Source organism: Streptomyces bacillaris (assembly GCF_003268675.1).
Taxonomy (GTDB): Bacteria; Actinomycetota; Actinomycetes; order Streptomycetales; family Streptomycetaceae; genus Streptomyces; species Streptomyces bacillaris.
The window spans coordinates 7620344-7645812 of the sequence record NZ_CP029378.1; the positions used below are offsets into that span (position 1 = coordinate 7620344).

Here is a 25469-nt window from a genome sequence, read left to right on the forward strand (position 1 = left end):
GAGCTGCGGGCCATGTTCGAGCGCCCCGGGGAGCTGCGGGACCTCCTGGCCCGGTGGCTCGAACGCGGGGAGTGGGACAAGATCGCGCCCCTGTGGGTCAACGGCATCGACGTCGACTGGCACGCCCACCACGGCGCCCGCCCGCCGGTGCGGGTGAGCCTGCCGACGTATCCGTTCGCCGCGAAACGGTACTGGCCGGATGGCGGGGCGGTGTCGGTCTCTCGGGCCGCCGACTCCTTCGACGCCGTGCCGGTTCCCCGGGCCGCCGATCGGCTCAGCGCCGTGTCGGCGCCTCGGGCCACCGACCCGCTCGACGCGGAAGCGCTGCTCGTGGCCGCGGCCGGGCCCGAGGGCGTCGAGACGTTCCTGTCCGGTCGCACGTCCGCCACGGAAGAGCTGGACAGCCTTTCGCGCCCGCTCGTGCTCGCCCAGCTCGTGGCGGCGGGCCTCTTCGACGAGCCCGTTCGTCGCGACCTGATCGGGCAGCGGATCACGCTCTCCCTCGCCCAGTGGCTCGACCACACGGTCACCGTGCTGCTGAACCACGGAGAACTCGTGCGTGAGGGCGACTTCGTGGCGCCCGGGAAGAGCGCGCCGGACCCTGAACAGGTCTGGCGCGCCTGGCGTGCGTGGAAGGACGCCCGTGCGGACGATCCGGAGGTGGCGGCCAAGACCGGCCTGACCGAGCGCATGATCGAGGCCCTGCCCGCGATCCTGTCCGGGCGGACGAAGGCCACGGCGGTCATGTTCCCGGGCGGCTCGTTCGAGCTGGTCGAACCGGTGTACCGGGGGAACGCGACGGCCGACTACTTCAACGACGTGACGGCCGGTGCGGTCCGAGCGGAGGTGGACGCCCGCGGCGACGGGATCCGGCTGCTGGAGATCGGAGCGGGCACCGGCAGCACCAGCGAGCGCGTCTTCGCCCGACTGGCGGGCCGCGACCTCGCCGAGTACCGCTACACGGACATATCGAAGGCGTTCCTGATCGACGCGGAGCGGCGGTTCGCCGACCGTGTACCTTACGTGTCCTTCTCGGCCTTCGACGTGGAGCGGGAGCCCGGCGCACAGGGCCTTGCCACGGGTGAGTACGACATCGTCGTCGCCAACAACGTCCTGCACGCCACCGAGGACATCGTGCAGACGGTGCGCCATGCCCGAGCACTGCTGCGGCCCGGCGGAGTCCTCGTACTCAACGAACTCGCCCGGAACGACTGGTGGTCGCACCTGACCTTCGGGCTCCTCGACGGGTGGTGGCGGTTCACGGACGGACGGCGTATCCAGGGCGGACCGGCGCTGTCCCCGGACGCGTGGCGCGACGTGCTGCGGGAGTGCGGGTTCGACACGGTCGAGCCGCTGGCGGAACCCGCCCGCGACCTGGGCCAGCAGGTACTCCTGGCGCGCGTCGGCTCGCCCGTCCCGCACCGGGGTTCGCGCCCGGATCCGCGGCCTGCCGCGTCCGGTTCGGTCGAGGAGCACGTCCGCGCGACCGTCGAGGCGATCCTCGCCGAGACGCTGAAGCTGACGGCGGATGAGCTCGCGGCCGACAAGCCCTTCGCCGACTACGGACTGGACTCGCTCACCGGCGTCTCCCTGGTGCAGCGGCTCAACGAGTCGCTGAGCACCGACCTCGATCCGAGCGTGCTGTTCGAGAACCCGTCGATCAGGCGGCTGACGCGTTTCATCGTCGACGAGGAAGGTGCCGCCCTCGTGGCCGCGGTGCCGGAGCCGTCTCCCGTACCTGGTCCGTCGGCCGCCCCCGTACCGTCGGTGGTATCCGAGCCCTTCGCTGCACCGGAGCCGGCTGCCGTACCCGAGGCGCCCGCCGTACCCGAGCCGTCGGGCCGTGGCCGGGAGCCCGTCGCGATCGTCGGTATGAGTGGCCGGTTCCCGGGCGCCCGGGACACCGACGCGTTCTGGGACCTGCTGGCCTCCGGCCGGGACGCCGTCTCGAAGGTGGACCGCTGGGACCTCGCGTCGCTGGGCAGCGTCTGCCTGGACGGCGGCCTCCTGGACGGCGTCGACGAGTTCGACCCGCTCTTCTTCGGGATCTCCGGTGCCGAGGCCGTCTACATGGAGCCGCAGCAGCGGCTGTTCCTCCAGGAAGCGTGGCGGGCGCTCGAGGACGCGGGCCACGCGGGCGACTCGCTCGACCGGGACCGGTGCGGAATCTACGTGGGCTGCGCCGCGGGCGACTACCTGGATCTGACGGGGCCGTCCGACTACCCGGGCCAGGCGCTGTGGGGCAACATGAACTCGCTCGTGCCGTCCCGCATCGCGTACTACCTGGACCTGCACGGGCCGGCGCTCGCGGTCGACACCGCGTGCTCCAGCTCGCTGGTCTCCCTCTACCTGGCCTGTCAGGCCCTGTGGGCGGGCGAGGTCACCACGGCGATCGCGGGCGGGGTCTACGTACAGAACTCGCCGCGGCTGTATCTGGCGGCGTCGCGGGCCGGAATGCTCTCCCCGACCGGCCGGAGCCGCGCGTTCGACCAGGCGGCCGACGGATTCGTGCCCGCCGAGGGGGTCGGTGCGCTGGTCCTCAAACGGCTCTCGGACGCCGAGGCGGACGGCGACCACATCCACGGCGTGATCAGCGGCATCGGGATCAACCACAACGGCACGACGAACGGGATCGCCGCGCCGAACGGGACCTCGCAGGAACGGCTGATCCGGCAGATCTACCAGGACTTCGCCATCGACCCGGCGGGGATCGGACTGGTCGAGGCGCACGGCACCGGGACCAAGCTCGGTGATCCGGTGGAATTCCGGGCGCTCGACCGCGCGTTCCGCGGCTTCACGGACGCCGAGCGGTTCTGCTCGCTCGGCTCGACCAAGGCCTCCATCGGCCATGCGCAGGCCGCGGCCGGCGTGATCGGCGTCATCAAGACACTGCTGGCGATGAGGCACGAGGTGATCCCCGGCCTGCCCCACCACACGGAGACGAACTCCAGTGTCACGCTGGCCGGCAGCCCGTTCTTCGTACACACGGAGCCCAGGCGGTGGGCCGTGCCCGAGGGGGGCAGGCGGCGCGCCGCCGTCACATCGCTCGGCGCGAGCGGAACCAACGCCCACACCGTCATCGAGCAGCCGTCCGCACCGCCGACGCCGACGCCGCCGCTGAGCAGGCAGGGCAGGGCTCGGTTGATTGCGCTGTCAGCCGCGACGGAGGACGCCCTGCGCGAACAGGTGGTCCGGCTCGCGCGCCACTGCCGCGAGCACCCGGACCTCGATCCCGGAGACGTGAGCCACACCCTTCTGCTCGGCCGCAGACACCTGCGGCACCGATGGGCAACGGTGGTCCGGGACATCACGGAACTGGAGAGCCGGTGCACCGCCTGGCTCTCCGGGCAGGACATTCCGGCGCGGGGCGCGGACTCCCAGGTGCAGGCACTCGCCCAGCAGTTCCTCGACGGTGAGGCACCGGATTTCGCCGAGCTGTTCCGGGACAGCCGCTACCGTCGCGTTCCGCTGCCCGGCTACCCCTTCGAGCGGGAACGCTACGCACTGCCGAACCGCGCTGCGGCGGACGACGCACCGCGGCACGACGGGCAACTCCTCACCGGCGACGAGTTCTACCTGCGGGAACATCGGATACAGGGAACCGGGATCGCCCCGGGTGCCATGTATCTGCAGTGGGCCGCGGCTGCGGCGAGGCGGACCGCGAGCGCTCCGGTGCGCTTGCACGACGTCGTCTTCCTGCGGCCCCTCTCGGTGCCGGGGGCACCGCGCGCACTGCGAGTGGCTCTCCGCGCGGACGGTGACGTCACCCGGTTCACGGTGTCCTCCACGGAGTCCGCCGGAGACGAGCCCGTACTCCACTGTCAGGGCGAGGTGTCCGCCACGGAGCCGACGGCCGTGCGGGCGCTCGATCTGCCCGCGCTGCTCCGGGACTTCCGGCCCACGGCATTCGACCCCCAGCGGTTCTACGCCGAGTGGCGGGATCGCGGCATCGCCTACGGCCCCACGTTCCAGGGGGTCGCCGAGGTTCATCGCGGCGACGACGGGGTGCTCGCCCGACTGAGGCTGCCCGGCGCGGCGTCAGGATCCATGGAAGGTCCCCTTCCGCACCCGGCGCTGGTGGACGCGGCGATGCAGTGCATGCGCCTGCTCGACGGCGACGGCGACGGCGGCGACGACCGGGTCGGGCTGGTGTTCACCATCAAGTCGGTGGAAGTCCTCGCCCCCGGCGCGACCACGATGTGGGCCCTGATACGCCGGGCCGAGGACACGCACGGCGCGGACCGGATCGACATCGACCTCACGACCGACGACGGCACGGTGTGCCTGCGTCTGCGAGGCATCGCAGGCCGACGGACCGAGTGGACGCCGGACCCGGCGCGTGCCGAGGAGACGACTGCGGCCCCGGCGGACGACGGCGTCACCACGCTGATACCGGTCTGGGATCCCGTTCAGCCGACGGAATCCGCGCCGTGGCCGCCGAGTTCCGCGTCCGTGGGCATCATCGCGCCCCCGGGGCGGGCACGGGACGTTCTCCTCGCGCGCCTTCCCGGCGCACACGTGGTGGCGGACCCGGCGCGGCGTACGCACGACGACCTGGAGACGGCTCTCCGGTCGGTCCCGGAACTCGACCATCTGATCTGGGTGGCGCCCGGCGCCGTGGACGACCGGTCCGCGGCGAGCGTCGTCGAGGACCAGGCCGACGGCTCGCTGCACGCCTTCCGTACGGTGAAAGCCCTGCTGGCCGCGGGGTACGGCGACCGCTCCCTGGGCCTCACCGTGATCACCGAGCGGGCGCACGCCGTCCATGAGGCCGAGGCCGTCGACCCGGCGCACGCCGGTGTCGCGGGCCTGGCGGGGGCGGCCGCGAAGGAGTACCCGAACTGGCGGGTGCGGGTGGCGGACGTCGAGGAGTACGACGCGCCTTCGCTCGCCGCGGTGCTGGACCTGGCAGCTGATCCGGACGGCAACCTGCGTATCCACCGCGACGGCCGGTGGCACGAGCAGCGGCTGATGACGGTTCGGCCGGCCCCGCCCACGTCGTCCCGGCTGCGGCAGGGCGGCACGTACGTCATCATCGGCGGGGCGGGCGCCCTCGGCACGGTCATCAGCGAGTACCTGATCCGGCGGTACCGCGCCCAGGTGGTGTGGCTCGGCCGCAGGCCGCAGGACGCGCGCGTCGAAGCCGCCGTCGCCCGGGCGACCGGCGCGGACGGGCCCGCGCCGCTCTACCTGCGGTGCGATGCCACCGACCTCGCGTCCCTGCGCGCGGCGAAGGACGAGATCGTACGACGGTTCGGCGCGGTGCACGGCGTCATCCACTCGGGCCTCGTGTTCGCGGGGGCGACCCTGTCCCGGATGAGCGAGGCGCAGTTCGAGGACGTGCTGCGCGGCAAGGTCGACGCCGGCGTCCGGTGCATGGAGGTGTTCGGCGGGGAATCGCTCGATTTCGCCCTGTTCCTGTCCTCGATCAACTCCTACCTCAAGGCCATCAAGCAGGCGAACTACGCGGCCGCCTGCACGTTCCTCGACGCGTTCGCACTGACCGTGCAACGCGAGTACGGGGCCGAAGGCAAGGTGCTGAACCTGGGGTACTGCTTCAACAACGCACCCACCGAGGGAGAGCGGGGCGCGGTGGTCGGAGCGCAGGCACCGCTCATCCAGCCGGACGAGCTGACGGCGGCGATCGAACGGCTCTGCGCGGCGCCGGTCGGCAGACTGACGTTGATGAAGTTCAGTCCCGCGCTCAACGACCGGGGCATCGTGCTGGGCGACGACGAAGTCAGCCTGCCCACGGCCGTGTTGCCGGACACCGAACCCGCCGACGTCCGGGAACCGGCGGCGGTGCCGGACGGCGAACTGGAGCTGGTGCGCGCCCGCATCGCCGAGCTGACCGCGCTCGCGATCTGATCGCGGCCTCCGAAGGGACTGATCATGAAACAGCTGCTGCTCGACCTTCTCTGGTCCCAGCTGCGCTCGCTCGGCGCGTTCCGCGAATCCGGGCAGACTCCGGAGGCCGCACGGGAGTCGGCAGGCCTCGCGCCCGGGTACGGACCCTGGTTCGACGAGTGCCTGCGCATCTTCGAGGGGGCCGGCTACCTCGATCGGCGGGAGGGCAGGATCCTGCTCGACGATGCCAGGCCGCACCGGCCGATCGAGCAGCTGTGGCGCGCATGGGAGGCGGAGAAGCCCGCCTGGCAGGGCAATCCCGACCTCGCGGCCACCCACCTCCTGGTGGAGACCGCCTTACGCGCCTTCCCCGACATCCTCGGCGGACGGCGGCCGGCCACCGAGGTCCTCTTCCCCGGGGGATCGCTGGAGCTGGTGCAGAACGCCTACGCGACCAACCCGGCGTCCGCGTTCTTCAACCGGGTGCTGGCCGCCGACCTGGTGGCGCGGCTGCGACGGCGGGCACAGGCCCGTACGGCGGACGGAGCGCGGATCCTGGAGATCGGCGCCGGTACGGGCGCCACGAGCGCCGTCGTCCTGGAGGCACTGCGGTCCGCGCGGCTGGACGTGCGCGAGTACTGCTACACCGACATATCAAGGGCCTTCCTGCACCACGCGGAGCGCTCGTTCGGTGCGGCGAACCCCTGGCTGACCTACGGAACCCTGGACATCGAGCGCCCGGTGGCGGAGCAGGGGCTCACCCTCGGCGCGTACGACGCCGTGGTCGCCGCCAACGTCCTCCACGCCACCCGGGACATCCGCCACACCCTGCGCAACGCCAAGGCGCTGCTCCGGCCCGGCGGAGTGCTGGTCCTGAACGAACTGACCGCGAACAACCTGCTCAGCCAGTTCTCGTTCGGCCTCCTCGACGGATGGTGGCGCTACGAGGACCCGCACCTGCGGATCCAGGGGAGCCCGCTGCTCTCCACGGACAACTGGCAGCGCGTCCTGACGCAGGAAGGATTCCGCGCGATCGCTCTGCCCGCGCAGAACGCCGAGGATCTGGGACAGCAGATCATCGTGGCCGAGAGCGACGGCGTCGTACGGCAGGCGGCCGCCGTACCGCGCCCGTCCGCGCCGCGAGCGGAGCCGATGCCCGAGAGCCCGGTGCGGGCCGTGGCCGGTCACAGTACCGGGAGCGAGCCCGGGGACCGGCTGCGTGTTCACATCGAGGCGGTCGCGCTCGACGTGCTGGCAGAGGCGCTGGACATCCCGCGGTCGAGGATCGCGCGGGACGAGCCCTTCTCCGGCTACGGGCTCGATTCGATCTTCGCGGTGAACGTGGCCCGGACCCTCGGCGGGACACTCGGCATCGACCTCGACATCACCGTGCTGTTCGAGCACAACACCCTGGCCGAGCTGGGCGAGTTCATCGTCTCCGAGTACGCCGAGGAGCTGCGGGAGACGCTTCCGCCGGAGCCCGCACCGCCGGAGCCCGCACCGCCGGACCCGGCGCCCGATCCCGTACGGCCTCGGCCTCGGCCCGAGCCGGACGGGGCCGCGCTCGACGGCATGGCGATCGTCGGCATGTCCGCACGCTTCCCCGGGGCCGACGACGTCGAAGAGTTCTGGCGGATCGTCGAGCAGGGCAGACGCTGCATCACCGCACCGCCGGAGAAGCGTCCGGACTGGGCGGGCCACGGCGACGAGGCAGCCGCGCTGCGGGGCGGATTCCTCGACGGCGTGCATGAATTCGACCCTCTCTTCTTCCGCATGTCGATGACCGAGGCACGCCAGGTGACGCCGGAGCTGCGCCTGCTGCTGATGGCGTCGTGGAACGCCGTCGAGGACGCGGGCTACCGGCCTGCCGAGCTGCGGAACCGGCCCACGGGCGTCTTCGTCGCCACGACGCAGAGCGAATACCGGCCCGCGGCCAGGGACCTGATGAGCCTGCCGTCGCCCGCGATGGTGCCCAACCGGATCTCGTACCTGCTCGACCTCAACGGCCCGAGTGAGCAGTACGACACGACGTGCTCGTCCTCGTTCGTGGCCCTGCACCGGGCAATCCGGTCCATCCGCGACCGCGAGTGCGAGCAGGCGATCGTCGGCGGGGTGAACCTGGTGATGTCGCCCGCGGGGTTCGGCGGGATGCGGGCCGCGGGGATGCTCAGCCCGGGCGGCGACGTCCGGCCGTTCCAGGAGGGTGCCGACGGTACGGCGCGCAGCGAGGGCGTCGCCGCCGTACTGGTCAAACCGCTGAGGCGGGCCCTGGAGGACGGGGATTTCGTCCACTGCGTCGTACGCGGCACCGGCGTGGCCCACGGAGGCAGGGGCGTGTCCTTCACGGCACCGAACATCAGGGGCATGAAGACAGCCGTCGCGCACGCCCACGCCGACGCCGCGATCGCCCCGGGCGCCGTGGACTACATCGAGACCCACGGCATGAGTTCGCTGCTCGCGGACAGCGCGGAGCTGGCGGCGCTCGGCGCCGGACACCGCAGCGAGGACGGCGGGGAGGACGTGACGTATCTGGGCAACGTGAAGCCCTGCATCGGGCACACGGAGGTGGTCTCCGGCCTGGCCGCGCTGGTGAAGACCGCGCAGGCGATACGGCACGGCGTCATCCCGGCGATCCCGGGGTTCGGGCAGCCGCACCCCGACCTCTCCCTCAAGGGGACGCGGCTGCGCATCGCCACGCGGAACCTGCCCTGGCCCGAGCGCACCGACGACGCCGGCCGCCCGCTGCCGCGCCGCGCGGGCCTGCACAGCTTCGGGATCGGCGGCGTGAACGCGTATGTCGTGCTGGAGCAGCACATCGCCTCCGAGAACCTCGCCTCCGAGAACCTCGCCTCCGCGAACCTGGACGACGACCCGGGTGCGCAGGTCCTCGTGCTCTCCGCGCGGAGCGCCGACGCCCTGCGCGAGCGGGCGCGCCGGCTGACGCACCGGCTGGCCGGGGCGGATCCGCGCTCCTGGGCGGACATCGCGTACACGTTGCAGGTCGGCCGGGAAGCGATGGGCTGCCGGCTGGCGTTCGTCGCGCGGAGTACCGACGAGGCCGCTCGCACCCTGGGCGGTTGGCTCGACGGTGACCCGGACACGCTCGCCCGCGTGGCGTTCACCGACGGCGTCGATCCCGCTGCCGAGGCCGGCCACGACGGGCAGCCGACGCACCTCGACGACGTGGCGGAACAGTGGGCCGCGGGCACGTCCATCGACTGGGAGCTGATGCATCGCGGCGCCCGGCGCAGGCGGATCCCCCTGCCCGGGTACCCCTTCGCGCGGCTGACGTGTTTCGCCGAGCAGACACCGCAGCCGGATCAGGCCGCGCACACAGGCGTCGGCGTTCCGGAAGGCGAGGACGGCGACGCCTTCGTGGGTGATCTCGTCGCCTCGGTGCTGGGCCTGCCGCGCCACGAGATCGACGGCACGCGGTCGCTCGCGGACTACGGTCTCAACTCCCTGCTCCTGGTCGCGATGCTGGGCCGGATCAGCAGTGTGTTCCCGGGGTTCCGGCCCGAATGGTGGCAGCCGCACGACACGTTGAACGACGTGGTCGCGAGGCTGTCCCAAGCGGAGGCCCGCTCCACGCGCGCGTCGGCCCCGGAGCTGGTGCGCCTCAACGGCGCGACCGAGGGCAGGCCGGTCTTCTGGATCCACGGCGCCCTCGCCGGCGTCGAGTCCTACCGTACGATCGCCGGGCGGATCGACCGGCCCTTCTACGGGATCCAGGCCCGCGGCCTGCTGACCGAGGACGCGCCGATCGAGGGCGTCACGGCCATGGCCGAGTACTACACCGGGATCATCCGCTCGGTGCAGCCCGAAGGGCCGTACGACGTCGGCGGATTCTGCCTCGGCGGCATCGTCGCCTACGAGGTGACCCGGCGGTTGCAGGAGCAGGGCCAGGACGTGGCCTCGCTGACGATGGTGGACTCGCCGGACGAGACGGGCCTGGCGAAGGCGAACGCGAACGGGTTCCAGTCGGCCCGGAGCGCGGCCCTCCAGGTCGTCAACTCCCTGCTCTGGCCGGCGGGGGAGAAGGACCCGGCGGTCCTGCGCGCCCGTCTGATCCACCGGGACGAGATCGCGGAGGCCCTGGACGAGGACGCGTTCGTCCTGCGGCTCGCGGAGCTGGCGGCCGAGCGCGGGCTCGCCATGAGACCCGACCGGACCGCGCGGTTCGTCGGACGCAACATGGCGATCCAGCTCGCCTACCGGCTCGGAGAGCACACCATCAGACCTCTGCCACGGCCGGAAGCCGTGGTGTGCACCTACTTCCGCAACCGGCGCGGGCTCTTCCTGGGCGAGGTCGAACCCTACTTCCAGGTCGCGGGCGAGACCTTCTCCCTCGACCACGTGAACTACCGGCAGGACTGGGAGCGCGAGCTGCCGGGCCTCCGCCTGGTGGAGATCGACGCCGCGAACCACATGACGATCCTGAACGACGCGGGGCCGCTCGCCGCGATCGAGGAGACCTGCCTGGCGCTCTACGCGCCCGACGAGATCGGGGCCACCCGTGTCTGACCTGACCGCCGCCCGGACGTACGGCCGCCACGAGCCGGTGGCGATCGTCGGCATCGGCTGCCGACTGCCGGCCCGGATCGAGGACCCGACCGCGCTCTGGCAGGCACTGCTCGACGGCGTCGACGCGGTACGCCAGGTGCCGGACGACCGGTGGAACGCCACCGCCTGGGCCGAAGCGGAGGCGTCCGGCGGGGCGGCGAACCGCCGGGGCGGATTCCTCGACGACGTCACGGGCTTCGACGCGGAGTACTTCGGTATCCCACCGGCCGAGGCACGGCAGATGGACCCGCAGCAGCGGATCGCCCTGGAGGTGGCGTGCGCCGCCGTCGAGGACGCGCGGCGTTCCACGGCGAGTCTCGCGGGCACCCGCACCGGCGTCTTCATGGGCGCGATGTGGCAGGAGTACCCGCTGTTCACGCAGGGCGCCGCCGAGGCGATCCACGCCCACTCGGCCATCGGCTGGGACAACTCGGTGATCCCGTCCCGCATCGCCTACGCGCTGGGGCTGCGCGGCCCCGCGATGGGCGTGGCGACCGCGTCCAGCTCCTCCCTCGTCGCGGTGCACCTCGCCGTGCAGAGCCTGCGCTCCGGAGAGTCGGACTTCGCCCTGGCCGGGGGCGTCAACCTGATGCTGCATCCGAACACCTCGGTCGCCATGACGAAACTCGGCACACAGAGCCCCGACGGCCTGTGCCGGGCCTTCGACGCCGACGGCGACGGCTACGCCCGGGGCGAGGGCTGCGCGGTGGTCGCGCTGCGCCGGCTCTCCGACGCGCTCGCGGACGGCGACCGCGTCTACGCGCTGGTGCACGGCAGCGCCGTCAACAACGACGGCGCGACGGACGGACTGACCGCCCCCGGCCACGAGGCGCAGACGGAGGTGCTGCGGTCGGCGTGGGAGAACGCCGGGGTCGCACCGTCGTCGGTGTCGTACGTCGAGGCGCACGGCACGGGCACGCCCCTGGGCGACGTGACGGAGGCGGGCGCGCTCGGCACCGTGTTCGCGCCCGACCGGCCCGCGCCGCTGCGCATCGGCTCCGCGAAGACGAACTTCGGCCATCTCGAAGCGGCGGCCGGTGTGCTCGGACTCGTCAAGGCCGCACTGGCGGTGCACCACGGCGTCCTTCCGCCGAGCCTGCACTTCCGCACACCGAACCCGCGCATCGACTTCGCCGCCGAACGGCTGGACGTGGTCACCGAGGCGGCCGCCTGGCCGGACGGGCCGCGGTTCGCGGGGGTGAGCAGCTTCGGATACGGCGGCACCAACGCCCATGTCGCCCTCGGTGAGGCGCCCGGGAGCGCGCCGGTACCGGCCGCACCGGACGCGGGCGGGCCGGTCTGCCTGGCGGTGTCCGGCAGGAGCCCGAACGCGCTCGCGCGGAACGCCGCACGGCTGGCGAGCCACCTCGGGCAGTCGCCGGGCACGAGGCTGTCCGACGTCGCCCACTCACTGGCGACGACCCGTACGCACCACCCCACGCGCGGTGTGGTGATCGCCGGTACGACGGACGAGGCCGTGGCCGGTCTGCGGGCGCTCGCCGCCGATGAGAGCCACGACGCGGTGGTGACGGGCTTGGCCGCCGAGCGTGGCCGTGTCGCGTTCGTCTTCCCCGGCCAGGGCGCCCAGTGGTGGGGGATGGGCCGGTCGCTGTGGGAGGAGAGCGAGGCGTTCCGCGAGGCCGTGACGGCCTGCGACGAAGCCCTCGCCCCGCACACCGGGTTCTCGGTCGCCGCAGTCGTACGGGGACAGGACGGGACCGCGCCGCCCTTCACCCGTACGGACGTGGTGCAGCCGGCGCTCTTCGCGATGTACGTCGGGCTCGCCGCGATGTGGCGCGCCTGGGGCGTCGAGCCCTCGGCGGTCGTCGGCCACAGCCAGGGCGAGGTGGCCGCGGCGGTCGTCAGCGGGGCGCTGAGCCTGGCGGACGGCGCCCGCATCGTGGCGCTGCGCGCCCGGGCCGTGCAGGACCATGCGCCGGACGGGGCGATGGGGCTCGTGGAGCGCCCGGTGGGCGAGGTCACCGAGCAGCTGGCGGCCTACGGCGACGCGCTGTCCGTCGCGGTGGTGAACACCGCGCGCTCGACCGTCGTGGCCGGAGACGCCGAGGCGCTGGACCGGTTCCTCGCGCAGATGGAGGCCACCGGCGCGTACTGCCAGCGCGTGGACGTGGACTACGCCTCGCACAGCCCCCACATGGACGCCCTGCTGCCCGCCCTGCGCGAACAGCTCACGGGCCTCGCCTCCACGGATACGGGGATCGCCTTCTATTCGAGCGTGACGGGGGAGCGGGCAGCCGGTCCGGAACTCGGCGCGGACTACTGGTGCCGCAACCTGCGCGAGCCGGTCCGCTTCGACCGCGCGCTGGAACGCCTGCGGGCGGACGGGTTCGGGACCTTCGTCGAGGTGAGCCCGCACCCGGTGCTCCAGATAGCCCTGGCGCAGGGAACCGAGGCCGACGCGGCGGCCGTCGTGGTGGGCACCCTGCGCCGTGATCGCGGAGGGCTCGAACAGCCGCTGCGGGCGCTGGCGGAGCTGCACGTCCAAGGGGTCCCGGTCTCCTGGCAGCGGGTGTTCCCGGCCTCCGACACGTACAGGACGGACCTTCCGACGTACGCGTTCGAACACCGCCGCTACTGGCTGGACGAACACGACGACGCGATCCCGGCCGTCAGCACGGCTTCATGGCGCGAGGACGTGATGGCACTGCCCGAACCCGAGCGTCCAGGATCGGTGGTCGCACTCGTCACGCAGGAGGCCGCGGCCCTGCTCGGCCGTCCCGTGGACGCCGTGCGCCCCGACCTGACGCTGCGCGAACAGGGTTTCGACTCCCTCATGGTGGTCGAGCTGCGCAACCGGCTCAGCGCACGCACGCGGGTCCCGCTGCCCACGGTGCTCGCCTTCGACTACCCGACCCCGCAAGCGATCGCGACCCTGCTGCTGACGCACGCCGATGCACAGGACCCGCAGGACCGGGCCCCGGACGTCCCGCCCGCCGTCGCGGCGGCGCCCGTACGGCCCGATGATGACGACCCCGTCGTGATCGTGTCCATGGCCTGCCGGCTTCCGGACGGCATCGACACGCCCGAGGCGTTCTGGGACCTGCTCGCCGACGGCCGCGAAGCCTCCTCCCCGTTCCCCCAGCGCTGGGACGGATGGGATCTCGGCACGATCGAGGAGACGGAGCGCGCCGCCACCGGCAGGCGCTTCGAGCGCAAGGGCGGCTTCGTACGCGACGTCGAGGACTTCGACGCCGCGTTCTTCGGACTCAGCCCACGTGAGGCGCTCTCCCTGGACCCGCAGCAGCGGCTCGTCCTGGAAGTCGTATGGGAGGCGATCGAGCGGGCCAACCTGCGCACCGCGTCCCTCGAGGGCAGCAACACGGGCGTCTACATCGGCGCGATGAGTTCGGACTACGACGTCGCCCGCCGCTGGGACGTCGGGAGCAGCGACGGCTACAAGATCACCGGCAACGGGTCGAGCCTGATCTCCGGCCGGGTGTCCTACACCCTCGGCCTGTCCGGGCCCGCGCTCACCATCGACACCGCGTGCAGCTCCTCGCTCGTGGCCCTGCGCCTGGCGTGCGAGGCGCTGCGCAGCGGCGAATGCGACCTGGCGCTCGCCGGCGGAGTGACCGTGATGAGCACCCCGCAGATCTTCGTCGAGTTCAGCCGCCTCAACGGGCTCGCTGCCGACGGCCGTTGCAAGAGCTTCGCCGACGACGCCGACGGGACGAGCTGGGCGGAAGGCTGCGGCGTCCTGGTCCTCAAGCGGCTCTCGGACGCGCGGCGCGACGGTGACCGCGTACTGGCCGTCGTACGGGGCACCGCCATGAACCAGGACGGCCGCAGCCAGGGCCTCACCGCCCCGAACGGCCTCGCGCAGCAGCGCGTGGTCCGCAGCGCCCTGGCCGACGGGGGCCTGACCCCGGCCGACATCGACGCCGTCGAAGCGCACGCCACCGGCACCGTGCTCGGCGACCCCATCGAGGCCGGAGCCCTTGCCTCGGTGTTCTCCGGCCGCGTACGACCCCTGCACCTGGGATCGGCCAAATCCAACATCGGCCACGCCCAGGCGGCCTCCGGCGTCATCGGCGTCATCAAGATGGTGCTGGCCCTCCAGCACGAACTCCTGCCCCGCACGCTCCACGCGGAGAAGCCGAACACCCGGATCGACTGGACCGGCGGCGAACTGGAGCTTCTGCGGGAGCCGAGGAAGTGGCCCCGGACCCGGCGGGTGCGTCGCGCCGGTATCAGCTCGTTCGGTATCAGCGGCACGAACACGCACGTCATCATCGAAGAAGCACCGGAGACACCGGAGGCCGTCGTCGCGGACCGGCCCGGCGACGATCTCGTCCACCCGCTGGTGATCTCGGGCACCGACACGGCCGCCCTGCGCGCGCAGGCCCGGCACTGGGCCGAGTGGCTCGACGCGCGGCCCGCCGCGCCGATGCGGGACATCGCCCACACCTCCGCCGTCGGCCGTACGCACTTCGACGCCCGCGCCGTGGTCTTCGCGGGCAACGCCACGGATGCCGCCGCAGCCCTGCGGGCGGTCGAGCCCGGCTCCGGCAAGCTGATGGGGAAGATCGCCTTCGTCTTCGGCTGCCAGGAACCGCAGTTGACAGGGGTGGACCGCCAACTGCTGGAGCAGAGCGCGGTGTTCCGCGACACCGTGGCGGAGTGCGACGCCGCCCTCGCGCCGTTGACCGGCTGGTCCGTGCTGAAGGTGCTGCGCGGCGAGGAGGACCGGAGCAGTCCGGATGCGCTGCCGTGCACGCTGTTCGCGACCCACCTCGGACTCGCGGCGCTGTGGCGCAGCTGGGGTGTGGAGCCTGCGGCGGTGGCGGGCGACGCGCGGGGCGAGGTCGCCGCCGCCGTGGTGAGCGGGGCGTTGACCTTGGCGGACGGCGCCCGCGTCGTGGCCCTGCAAGCCCGCGCACGCTCGGGGGGCGCGGTCGGCGGTGCGATGCCGGGGATCGTTCCTGCCCGGACGTCCGTCCCCTTCCATTCGCGCCTGACGGGCGAGGTCGTACCGGGCCCGCAGCTCGGCGGGGACCACTGGTTCCGCGACCTGCCGGAGCCGGAGCCCAGGACGCTCGACCGCGCGCTGGAGCGGCTGCGCGGCGAAGGCTTCGGAGCGTTCGTCGAGATCGGCCCGCCCTCCGAAGGCTCACTGGGCGGCGTGGACCAACTCTGGCGGGCGGCCGCCGAGTTGTTCGAGCGGGGCTTCCCGCTGGACTGGGAGCGAGTCCTCGGGCCCCAGTGCGCCGACAAGGTCGACATCCCGACGTACGCGTTTCAACGCCAGCGCTTCTGGATCGGCGAACTTCCTTCCGGGCCCGTTGCAGTGACGGCACGTCAATCTACGCACGGCCACCCGTGGTTCGACGCGACCACGACGCTCGCAGGCGGTGGCGGCCGCCTGTTCACCGGTCGGCTGTCGCTCGACGACGGCCCGTGGCTGGCCGATCACGTCGTCGGCGGGCAGGTCTACGTGCCGGGCGCGGGCCTGATCGACGCCGCGCTGTCCGCCGCCCGGACCGCGGGCGCCGACGCCCTGGCGGACCTCACGCTGCTGGAGCCGGTCGTCCTCCTGCCGGGCCGGGCACTGCGGATCCAGGCCACCGTCGGTGAGCCGGATGCGCACGGACGGCGCCCCTTCACGTTCCACAGCCAGCCCGAGGACACGGACGAACCGCTGGTCTGGCAGCAGCACGTGACCGGGGAGTGCGTGACCCGGGAGGGCGCCGACGCCACGGTGCCGTCGGACCTCGGCAACTGGCCGGTCCCCGATGCCCGGTCCCTCGACGTCGAGGCCTTCTACGGACGCGCCCTCGCGAACGGGCTCGACTACGGACCGGCGTTCCGGGGACTGCGCGAACTCACCTGCCGCGACGGCGTCCACTATGCGCGGGTCTCCCTTCCCGACGCGCTGGACCCGGGCGAACACGGCCTGCATCCGGCGTTGTTCGACGCGGCACTCCAGGTGGTCGTCGCCGGTCTGATGGAGGCGGGCGCGGCTCCCGGGCCGCTCGTCCCGTTCATCTGGTCGGACGTCGAGCTGTTCCGCCCCGCAGGCAGAGAACTGACCGTGCGCGTGTCGTACGGGTCCGGCGGGGACGAGGACCTCGCACCGGCCACTGTCTGGCTGGCTGACCCGGCAGGCGACCCGGTGGCCCGGATCGGCGGGCTGAAGTTCCAGCGCGGCCGACGCCGCGGACACCCGTTCGCCGAGCACCTCTACCGCGTCGGCTTCGAACCCGTACACCCCCAGGCCGAAACCCCCGACCCCGCGGGCACTCTCGTGGTCGGTGACGCGGAGTTGGGCGCGGGGCTCGGCGCCGACGCCGTACCCGGCCTGGACGCCCTCGTGAAACGGCTCGACGGCAGGGCGGATGCGCCTCGGCGGCTGCTGTTCACGCTGTCCGACCGTGCGTCCGCCCAGGGGCACGACGCGGAACGGAGCGCCGCCGAAACGCTGCGGACGCTTCAGGTGTGCCTCGGTGATGCCCGGCTCCAGGGCACGGAGCTGGTCTGGATCACCCGGGACGCGGTGTCGTCGAGCCCTGACGATCAGGTACGGAACTGGGCCCACGCCGCAGTGTGGGGCATGGTACGCACGGCCCGCACGGAACAACCGGAGCGCGTCCTGCGCCTGATCGACCTCGATCCCGGTACCCCGGACTTCCCGCTCCTGGCACGCGTGATCGGGACCGGCGGCGAGCCGGAGTGCGTAGTGCGCGGCGGGACGGTCCATGTACCACGGGCAAGGCCGACCGTCGAGGAGACCGACGCGCTCGTCCTGCCGGACGGAGGCGGCTGGCACCTGCACCAGCGGGAGGACGGCCAGGTGGACGTCGTCGCCGCCCCGCACGACGAGGGCGCGCCGGAGCCGGTCGCGCCGTCGGAGGCCCGCGTCGAGGTACGGGCCGCCGCGATGAGCCCGGGGCACGCACAGGTCCTGGAGTTCGCGGGGACCGTCATGGAGGTCGGCAGCGCCGTCACCTCCGTACGCACGGGTGACCGGGTCATGGGGCGTGCGACAGCCGCGCTCGGCAAGGAGATCCGGGTGGAGGGCGCCGCCCTCAGGCCGATGCCCGCGAACCTCGCCTTCGCCCAGGCGGCCGCTGATCCGTCCGCCACCGAACCGAGGCACGACAGGGGGTCGTTCACCGCCTTCGACGTGCGCGAAGCGCCGTACGCCCTGCGCCACGCGCAGCAGAACGCCGCCCACAAGAGCGTACTGACCCTGCCACGCGCCCTCGACCCGGACGGCACGGTGCTGATCACCGGCGGTCTCGGCGAGCTGGGCAGCGCGCTCGCCGCCCACCTGGTCCGCGCGTGCGGGGTGCGGCGGCTCGTGCTGCTCTCGCGGCGCGGTGGCAGCGCCCCCGAAGCCGCCTCGTTCGTACGGGACCTCGAAGCCGCAGGCGCCGAGCGGGTGGACCTGGTCGCGGGCGACATCGCGGACCGGGCCGCGGTGGCCGCGGTACTGGAGGGGATCGACCAGGGCCATCCCCTCACGGCCGTGTTCCACCTCGCCGGCGTGCTCGACGACGGCCTGGTGGAGGGCTTCACCGCAGAGCGGCTGCACCGGGTGATGGCCCCCAAGGTCCAGGGCGCGCTGCTGCTCGACGAGTTGACCGAACGGCTGGACCTGGCCGCGTTCGTCCTCTTCTCCTCGGCGGCCGGAACGCTGGGCACCGCCGGACAGAGCGGGTACGCGGCGGCCAACGCGACGCTGGACGCCCTGGCGGCGAACCGGCGCAAGCGGGGCCTTGCCGGACTCAGCCTCGCCTTCGGGCTCTGGGAACAGGCCGGAGTGGGCATGACCGCCCACCTCGGCAAGGCCGAGCTGGGACGCCTGCGGCGTCAGGGGATCGGTGCCCTCACCTTGGCCGAGGGCCTGCATGCCCTGGATGTCGCCCTTGCCCGGCCCGAGACCCAGCTGATGCCCGTACGCCTGGAACTGGCATCGCTGCGCCACGCGCTCGGCGGTGCGGAAGCGCCTCCCTTGCTGCGCGCCATGCTGCAGCGCACAACCGAAGGGCGCGGGACCGAAGTCGCCGGGACCACGCAGTCGCTCGACACCCGGATGGCGGACGCCTCCGAAGCCGAACGACCGGCTCTGCTGCTGGACCTCGTACGCAGCGAAGTCGCGGACGTGCTCGGTCTGCCCGGACCCGACAGCGTGCCGGCCGACCGGGCCCTGCGGTCCCTCGGGATCGACTCGCTCACCATGGTCCAGTTGCGCAAACGCCTCGCCAAGCGGCTGAACACCACGCTGCCCGCCACCCTGGTGTTCGACTACCCGACCGCCGAGGCCATCGCCGGGCTCCTGCTCCATGACGCCACCACCCTGAGAGGGAACGAGAAGTGAAGACAGAGGCCCTGTTCATCGCGGGTGTCGCCACCTACCTGCCCCCGGCGACCAAGGTCGAACAAGCCGTCGCAGACGGCCTGTTCGACGCCCAGGACGCCGAGGACACGCAGCTGGAGTCGGTCCGCGAGGCCACGGACGAAGCTCCGCCCGAGATGGCGGTGGCCGCTGCCAGAGATGCCCTGGAAAGGTCCGGGCACCGGGCCGAGGACATCGCGCTGCTGCTGCACGCCTGCGTGTACTTCCAGGGCCTCGAGCTGTACCCGACGGCCTCCTACATCCACCGCGAAGTGCTCGGGGACCATTCGGCCCTCGCCTTCGAGGTCAAGAACGCTTCCAACGGCTGCATGACCGCGCTGGACATGGCGGCGCGGTCCCTCGCGGCCACCGACGACGTGGCGGCGCTGGTGACCACCGCCGACAAGGTCAGCCCGCCCGCGATCGACCGCTGGAACAGCGACATCGGCATCGTCCCCGGCGACGGCGCGTCGGCGATGGTGCTCAGCAAGAGGTCAGGGTTCGCCCAGGTGCTGAGCACCTCCACGGTGTCGGACCCCACCCTCGAGCGCCTGCACCGCGGCGACGCCCCCTTCACGCCCCACCACGACCCCACGCTCCCCATCGATCTGCGGCTGCGCAAGCTGCAGTACCTGGGAGACGTGGAACTCGACGAGTTCACCCGCCGGTTCCGGGCCGGCCTCAGCGACTGCGTCGACCGGGCCCTGCGCGACGCGGGCACGGGTCTGGAGGACATCGCCCGGTTCGTGGTTCCGCACTTCGGGCGCATCGTGCTGCAACGCGAGGTCCTCGCCGCACTCGACATCGACCTCGACCTCACGACCTGGTCCTGGGGCCGCACCGTCGGCCACCTCGGCGCGGGCGACCAGATCGCCGGACTCGGCCACCTCGTGGAGCAGCGCGCCGTGGACGCCGGTGACCTCTGCATGCTGCTCGGCGTCGGCGCCGGCTTCACCTGGACGTGCGCCGTGGTCCGGATCGTCGAGCTTCCCGAGTGGCCGGCGCCGTCGGCCGGATCCGGCCTCGGAGGCGGGCGGATCTGATGCGCTGCTACGTGTTCCCGGGACAGGGCACCCAGAAGAAGGGGATGGGACGGAGCCTCTTCGGAAGGTTCCCCGACCTCCGCCGCCGCGCCGACCGGGTGCTCGGCTACCCGATCGAAGAGCTCTGCCTGGAGAACCCGGAACGACGGCTGTCCGACACGGCGTACGCGCAGCCCGCGATCTACGTCGTCAACGCGCTGCACTGGTCGGCGGCGCAGGAGGACCTGCCCCCCGCGGACTTCTTCGCGGGCCACAGCCTCGGTGAGTACAGCGCCCTGTTCGCGGCCGGCGCCTTCGACTTCGAAACCGGCCTGACGCTGGTGCGACGCCGTGCGGAACTGATGAGCCAGGTCAGCGGCGGTGCGATGGCCGCGGTCGTCGGTCTCTCCGAGCAGATCGTCGAGGAGACCCTGAAGCGGCACGGTGCCACCGGCGTCGTCATCGCCAACTACAACGCGCCCGAGCAGTTCGTGCTCTCCGGCAGCCGCGAGGAACTGGCGCGGATCAAACCGGCCTTCGAGCAGGTGGAGGGCGTCCGGGGCTTCGTCCCGGTCCGCGTCAGCGGCCCCTTCCACGCCCCGGCGATGGCCCCGGCCGCCGACCGCTTCCGCTCCCTGCTGGCCTCGGTCGAGGTGGGCGAACTGCGGACACCGGTCATCTCCAACGTGACGGGCCGCCCGTTCGGCCCCGACGCGCAGGAAGTCCGCGATCTGCTGGCCGACCAGATAGCCCAGCCCGTCCGCTGGACCGACTGCATCCGGTATCTGCGGGACGCGGGCGTGTCGGCCTTCACGGAACTGGGCGAATCGAAGGTGCTCACCTCCCTCATCGACCGGATCACCACCGCGCAGGAGCCCGCACCGGAGCTCGCGAAGGAGCCCGCACCGGAGCTCGCGAAGGAGCCCGCAGAGGACCCTGCGCGGGAGCCCGCGGAGGAGCCCGCGCCCGACCCGCGCCGGGACCTGATCGAGCGCATCAAGCGCGAGATCCTCCAGCCGGAGATCGGAGACGAGGCGCTGGCCTTCGACGAGGACGCGTCGTTCCGGCAGCTCGGCCTGAACTCCATCATCTACGTCCGCCTGGCCCGCCGGGCCGGGACGGTCCTCGGCGTTCCCATCAAACCGGACGTCATCTTCCAGCACCGTTCCTGCGCCGCCCTGGCGGACTATCTCCTGACCCGCGACGACATCGCCGGGTCCGCACCGCCCGAGGCCCCACCCGCGCCTCTGCGCGAATACCAGGACGAACGGGTGACGGCCCTGCTGCGCGACTGTGCGAACGGAACCCTCACCGTGGACCGGACCATCGAGGCGATCCGCGCCCTCGCGTGACGAGCGCCGCGACGGGGTTCTGCGGCAGCTCCCGTCGCAGCGCCGACGGGAGCTGCCGGGAAGCCGCTGCGGGGGAGAGGGAAGCGCGGATCACGGCGCACCGCCAGGCCCGGGACCGGGCCCTGGAACAGGCGTGGGAGCGGGCCCGGACGGCGTGACGCCGGGCCCGCTCCCACGCCACGGCGGCTTGGCCTGACGCCACGGGCGGCGTCGCGCCACGGCGGGCCCGGCACCGCGAGCCGTCGGGCCCGCCGTGGGAGGATGGCCGGGTGACGCTGGAGGATCTCGTCCGGCTGCGCCGGGCCCGTGACCGGATGGACCGTGAGTACGCGGAGCCGCTCGACGTGCCCGCGCTGGCGCGGGGTGCGCTGATGTCGCCCGGCCACTTCTCCCGCAGTTTCCGGGCCGCGTACGGCGAGAGCCCGTACAGCTACCTCATGACCCGCCGGATCGAGCGGGCCAAGGCGCTGCTGCGCCGGGGGGACCTGTCGGTGACCGAGGTCTGCTTCGCGGTCGGGTGTACGTCGCTGGGGTCCTTCAGCTCCCGTTTCACCGAGCTGGTCGGGGAGAGCCCCAGCGCGTACCGGGCCCGGCCGCACGAGGAAGGTGCCGCCATTCCGGCGTGCGTCGCCAAGATCCGCACGCGACCGATCAGGAATGGAGAAGCAAAACCTCCGCCCCCTCCGTAGCGTGAGAGCCATGGAAATCAAGCTCGCACAGACCTTCATCGCCGTCGACGACCACGACAAGGCCCTCACCTTCTACCGGGACGTTCTCGGCCTGGAGGTCCGCAACGACGTGGGGTTCGAGGGGATGCGCTGGGTGACGGTCGGCTCCCCGGCCCAGCCGGACGTGGAGATCGTCCTCGAACCGCCGCTCGCCGACCCCAACGCCCCGGCCGCCGACAAGCAGGCCATGGCCGAGCTGCTCGCCAAGGGCCTGCTGCGCGGGGTGATCTTCTCCACCGACGACGTCGACGCCACCTTCGAACGCATCCGAGCGGCCGGCGGCGAAGTGCTCCAGGAGCCGATCGACCAGCCGTACGGTGTCCGCGACTGCGCCTTCCGCGACCCCGCCGGGAACATGCTGCGCTTCAACCAGCCGCGCAAGGGCTGACACCCGCCGATGGACCGGTTCCGTCGTCGCACGGGGCCGGCGGGGCCGTGGCGACGAGAAGACGATGTGTGCGACAGCGTGTGGGCAACAGATGGAGAGACGATGAGCAAGGCCGGGAAGACCGGATCGCGGTCGGCGGGGCAGTCGGCTGCGCAGCCGGTCGCCGACAGCCACGAAGTGATCCGTGTGCACGGGGCGCGCGAGAACAACCTCAAGGATGTCGACATCGAGATCCCCAAGCGCCGGCTGACGGTGTTCACCGGGGTCTCCGGCTCCGGCAAGAGTTCGCTGGTCTTCGACACGATCGCCGCGGAGTCCCAGCGGCTGATCAACGAGACCTACAGCGCCTTCGTCCAGGGCTTCATGCCGACGCAGGCCCGCCCCGAGGTCGACGTACTCGAAGGGCTGACGACGGCGATCATCGTCGACCAGCAGCGGCTGGGCGCCGACCCCCGTTCCACCGTCGGCACCGCCACCGACGCCAACGCCATGCTGCGCATCCTCTTCAGCAGGCTCGGCAAACCCCACATCGGCTCGCCCAACGCGTTCTCCTTCAACGTGGCCTCCGTCAAGGCCAGCGGGGCGATCACCGTCCAGCGCGGTGCCGGGACCAGGACGGAGAAGCAGACCTACACCCGTACCGGCGGGATGTGCGTCCGCTGCGAGGGCCGGGGCACGGTCTCCGACATCGACCTCACCCAGCTGTACGACGACACCAAGTCGATCGCCGAGGGCGCGTTCACCATCCCCGGCTGGAAGTCCGACAGCTGGTGGACCGTACGGACCTACGCCGAGTCGGGGTTCCTCGACCCGGACAAGCCGATCCGTAAGTTCACCAAGAAGGAGATGCAGGACTTCCTCTACCGGGAGCCCACCAAGGTGAAGGTGGAGGGCGTCAACCTCACCTTCGAAGGACTCATCCCCAAGATCCAGAAGTCGTTCCTCTCCAAGGACAAGGAGGCGATGCAGCCGCACATCCGCGCCTTCGTGGAGCGCGCGGTCACCTTCACCACCTGTCCCGAGTGCGACGGCACCCGGCTCAGCGAGAGCGCCCGGTCCTCGAAGATCAAGAAGATCTCCATCGCCGACGCCTGCGCCCTGCAGATCAGCGACCTGGCCGACTGGGTGCGTGAGCTGGACGAGCCCTCGGTGGCGCCCCTGCTCAGCGCCCTGCTCGGCACCCTCGAATCGTTCGTGGAGATCGGCCTCGGCTATCTCTCGCTCGACCGCCCCTCGGGCACCCTCTCCGGCGGCGAGGCGCAGCGCGTCAAGATGATCCGCCACCTCGGCTCCTCGCTCACCGACGTGACGTACGTCTTCGACGAACCCACCATCGGCCTGCACCCGCACGACATCCAGCGGATGAACGACCTGCTCCTGCGGCTGCGGGACAAGGGCAACACCGTGCTCGTCGTGGAGCACAAGCCGGAGACGATCGCCATCGCGGACCATGTCGTCGACCTCGGCCCCGGGGCCGGCAGCGCGGGCGGCACCGTCTGCTTCGAGGGCACCGTGGACGGCCTGCGCGCGGGCGGGACCCTCACCGGCCGCCACCTGGACGACCGGGCCGTCCTCAAGGAGGAGGTCCGCACGCCCTCCGGCACGCTGGAGATCCGCGGCGCCTCCACGCACAACCTGAAGGACGTCGACGTCGACATCCCGCTCGGGGTGCTCTGCGTGATCACCGGGGTTGCCGGCTCCGGGAAGAGCTCGCTCATCCACGGGTCGATCCCCGTCGGTGAGGACGTCGTCTCCGTCGACCAGACCGCGATCCGCGGCTCCCGCCGCAGCAACCCGGCGACGTACACCGGGCTCCTCGACCCGATCCGCAAGGCCTTCGCCAAGGCCAACGGCGTGAAGCCCGCCCTGTTCAGCGCCAACTCCGAGGGCGCCTGCCCCACCTGCAAGGGCGCCGCTGTCCTCTACACCGACCTGGCGATGATGGCGGGCATCGCCACCGTCTGCGAGGAGTGCGAGGGCAAGCGGTTCGAGGCCTCCGTCCTCGACCACCACCTCGGCGGCCGTGACATCAGCGAGGTGCTCGCGATGTCGGTGGACGAGGCCGAGACCTTCTTCTCCGAGGGCGAGGCCCGCACCCCCGCCGCCCACAAGATCCTCACCCGCCTCTCCGACGTCGGCCTCGGCTACCTCAGCCTCGGCCAGCCGCTCACCACGCTCTCCGGCGGCGAGCGCCAGCGGCTGAAGCTCGCCACCCACATGGGCGAGAAGGGCGGTGTGTACGTGCTCGACGAGCCGACCACCGGCCTGCACCTGGCCGATGTGGAGCAACTGCTCGGGCTGCTGGACCGGCTGGTCGAGTCCGGGAAGTCGGTGATCGTCATCGAGCACCACCAGGCGGTCATGGCACACGCCGACTGGATCATCGACCTCGGCCCCGGCGCCGGACACGACGGCGGCCGGATCGTCTTCGAGGGCACCCCGGCCGACCTGGTCGCGGACCGCTCCACGCTCACGGGCGAGCACCTGGCGGCGTACGTGGGGGAGTGACGGGACCGTACGGGGCCGACCGTGCTGTTGTGCGGAGTCGGGGCCGGGGACATCTCCCGGCCCCGGCCTCCCGGCTCAGGACGGCCGGTCCCGGTTCAGCCACGACGGGACCTCGGGCACATCCGCGTCCCACGCCCGCGGTTCCTCGGGCGCCGACGGAGGCGGGGGCGGGGGCGGAGGCGAGAGCGGAAGCGGGTGCCCCGGTTCCGGCTGAGGGTCGGGCTCCGGCTCCCGGGCATGCGGCGGCCGGGGCACGGCCTCCGGCTGCGGTACGGGCTTCGGCTGGGCGCTGTCGTACAGCTGCTCGATCACCGTGAACCGGCAGTGGAAGCTCTGCCAGCCCCCGTCCAGCACCAGCACGAACCCGTCCCGCTCCCGGTAGAGCCGCCGCCGCTTCGGACTCGTCGGATGCACCGGCCGGTACTCCTCGGCCCGCTGCCGCAGGACCTCCAGCGCCTCCTCACGGGTGCCGTCCACATGGTCGATGACCCCGCCCGACCAGACCCGGCGCTGGCCCCCGAACCCGAGGTTCTGTTCCACCAGCAGCCCCCACCTGGGCATGTTCTCCCCCGCTCGTCGACCGTACCGCCGTGGCGCGACCGCCCTCCGCCGTGGAGGACACCCGCGCCCGCCATTGTTCCCGATCTTGCGACGCGCCGGGCCGGCCGCCCCGCCGCCGTACCGACTCCGCCGGGAGGCAGC

Annotated in this window: 9 protein-coding genes; 8 read left to right on the forward strand and 1 reads right to left on the reverse strand. The window is 72.2% G+C overall.

What is annotated here, in order from left to right; genetic code table 11:
- Positions 1–12: 12 nt before the first annotated feature.
- The 8 genes from DJ476_RS36195 (at position 13) to DJ476_RS33255 (ending at position 24767) form a co-directional block, all read left to right on the forward strand.
- A complete protein-coding gene (locus DJ476_RS36195) occupies positions 13–5868 on the forward strand; it encodes an SDR family NAD(P)-dependent oxidoreductase (protein WP_404827602.1) in 5856 nt (1951 codons plus the stop codon).
- Between the two features lie 24 nt (positions 5869–5892).
- The gene (locus DJ476_RS33225; protein WP_112492252.1) at positions 5893–10371 is read left to right on the forward strand and encodes a beta-ketoacyl synthase N-terminal-like domain-containing protein; all 4479 of its coding nucleotides are present in this window, start codon (positions 5893–5895) and stop codon (positions 10369–10371) included.
- A complete protein-coding gene (locus DJ476_RS33230; RefSeq protein WP_112492253.1) occupies positions 10364–18751 on the forward strand; it encodes a type I polyketide synthase in 8388 nt (2795 codons plus the stop codon). Before DJ476_RS33225 ends, DJ476_RS33230 begins: the two co-directional genes overlap by 8 nt.
- A complete protein-coding gene (locus tag DJ476_RS33235; protein WP_112492254.1) occupies positions 18748–19812 on the forward strand; it encodes a ketoacyl-ACP synthase III family protein in 1065 nt (354 codons plus the stop codon). The genes DJ476_RS33230 and DJ476_RS33235 overlap by 4 nt, the downstream gene beginning before the upstream one ends.
- Positions 19812–21143 (forward strand): ACP S-malonyltransferase, encoded by a 1332-nt coding sequence (fabD, locus tag DJ476_RS33240; protein WP_112492694.1) that lies wholly within the window; start codon positions 19812–19814, stop codon positions 21141–21143. Before DJ476_RS33235 ends, fabD begins: the two co-directional genes overlap by 1 nt.
- A 269-nt stretch (positions 21144–21412) precedes the next feature.
- The gene (locus DJ476_RS33245) at positions 21413–21832 is read left to right on the forward strand and encodes a helix-turn-helix transcriptional regulator (RefSeq protein WP_103417009.1); all 420 of its coding nucleotides are present in this window, start codon (positions 21413–21415) and stop codon (positions 21830–21832) included.
- A gap of 10 nt (positions 21833–21842) precedes the next feature.
- The gene (locus tag DJ476_RS33250; RefSeq protein WP_028417068.1) at positions 21843–22259 is read left to right on the forward strand and encodes a VOC family protein; all 417 of its coding nucleotides are present in this window, start codon (positions 21843–21845) and stop codon (positions 22257–22259) included.
- Between the two features lie 102 nt (positions 22260–22361).
- Positions 22362–24767 carry an ATP-binding cassette domain-containing protein gene (locus DJ476_RS33255; RefSeq protein ID WP_112492255.1) on the forward strand — a complete coding sequence of 802 codons (2406 nt, stop codon included), beginning with the start codon at positions 22362–22364 and terminating at the stop codon, positions 24765–24767.
- A gap of 75 nt (positions 24768–24842) precedes the next feature.
- On the opposite strand, the gene DJ476_RS33260 is transcribed toward DJ476_RS33255, so the two are convergent.
- The gene (locus tag DJ476_RS33260; protein ID WP_112492256.1) at positions 24843–25328 is read right to left on the reverse strand and encodes a hypothetical protein; all 486 of its coding nucleotides are present in this window, start codon (positions 25326–25328) and stop codon (positions 24843–24845) included.
- Positions 25329–25469 lie beyond the last annotated feature (141 nt).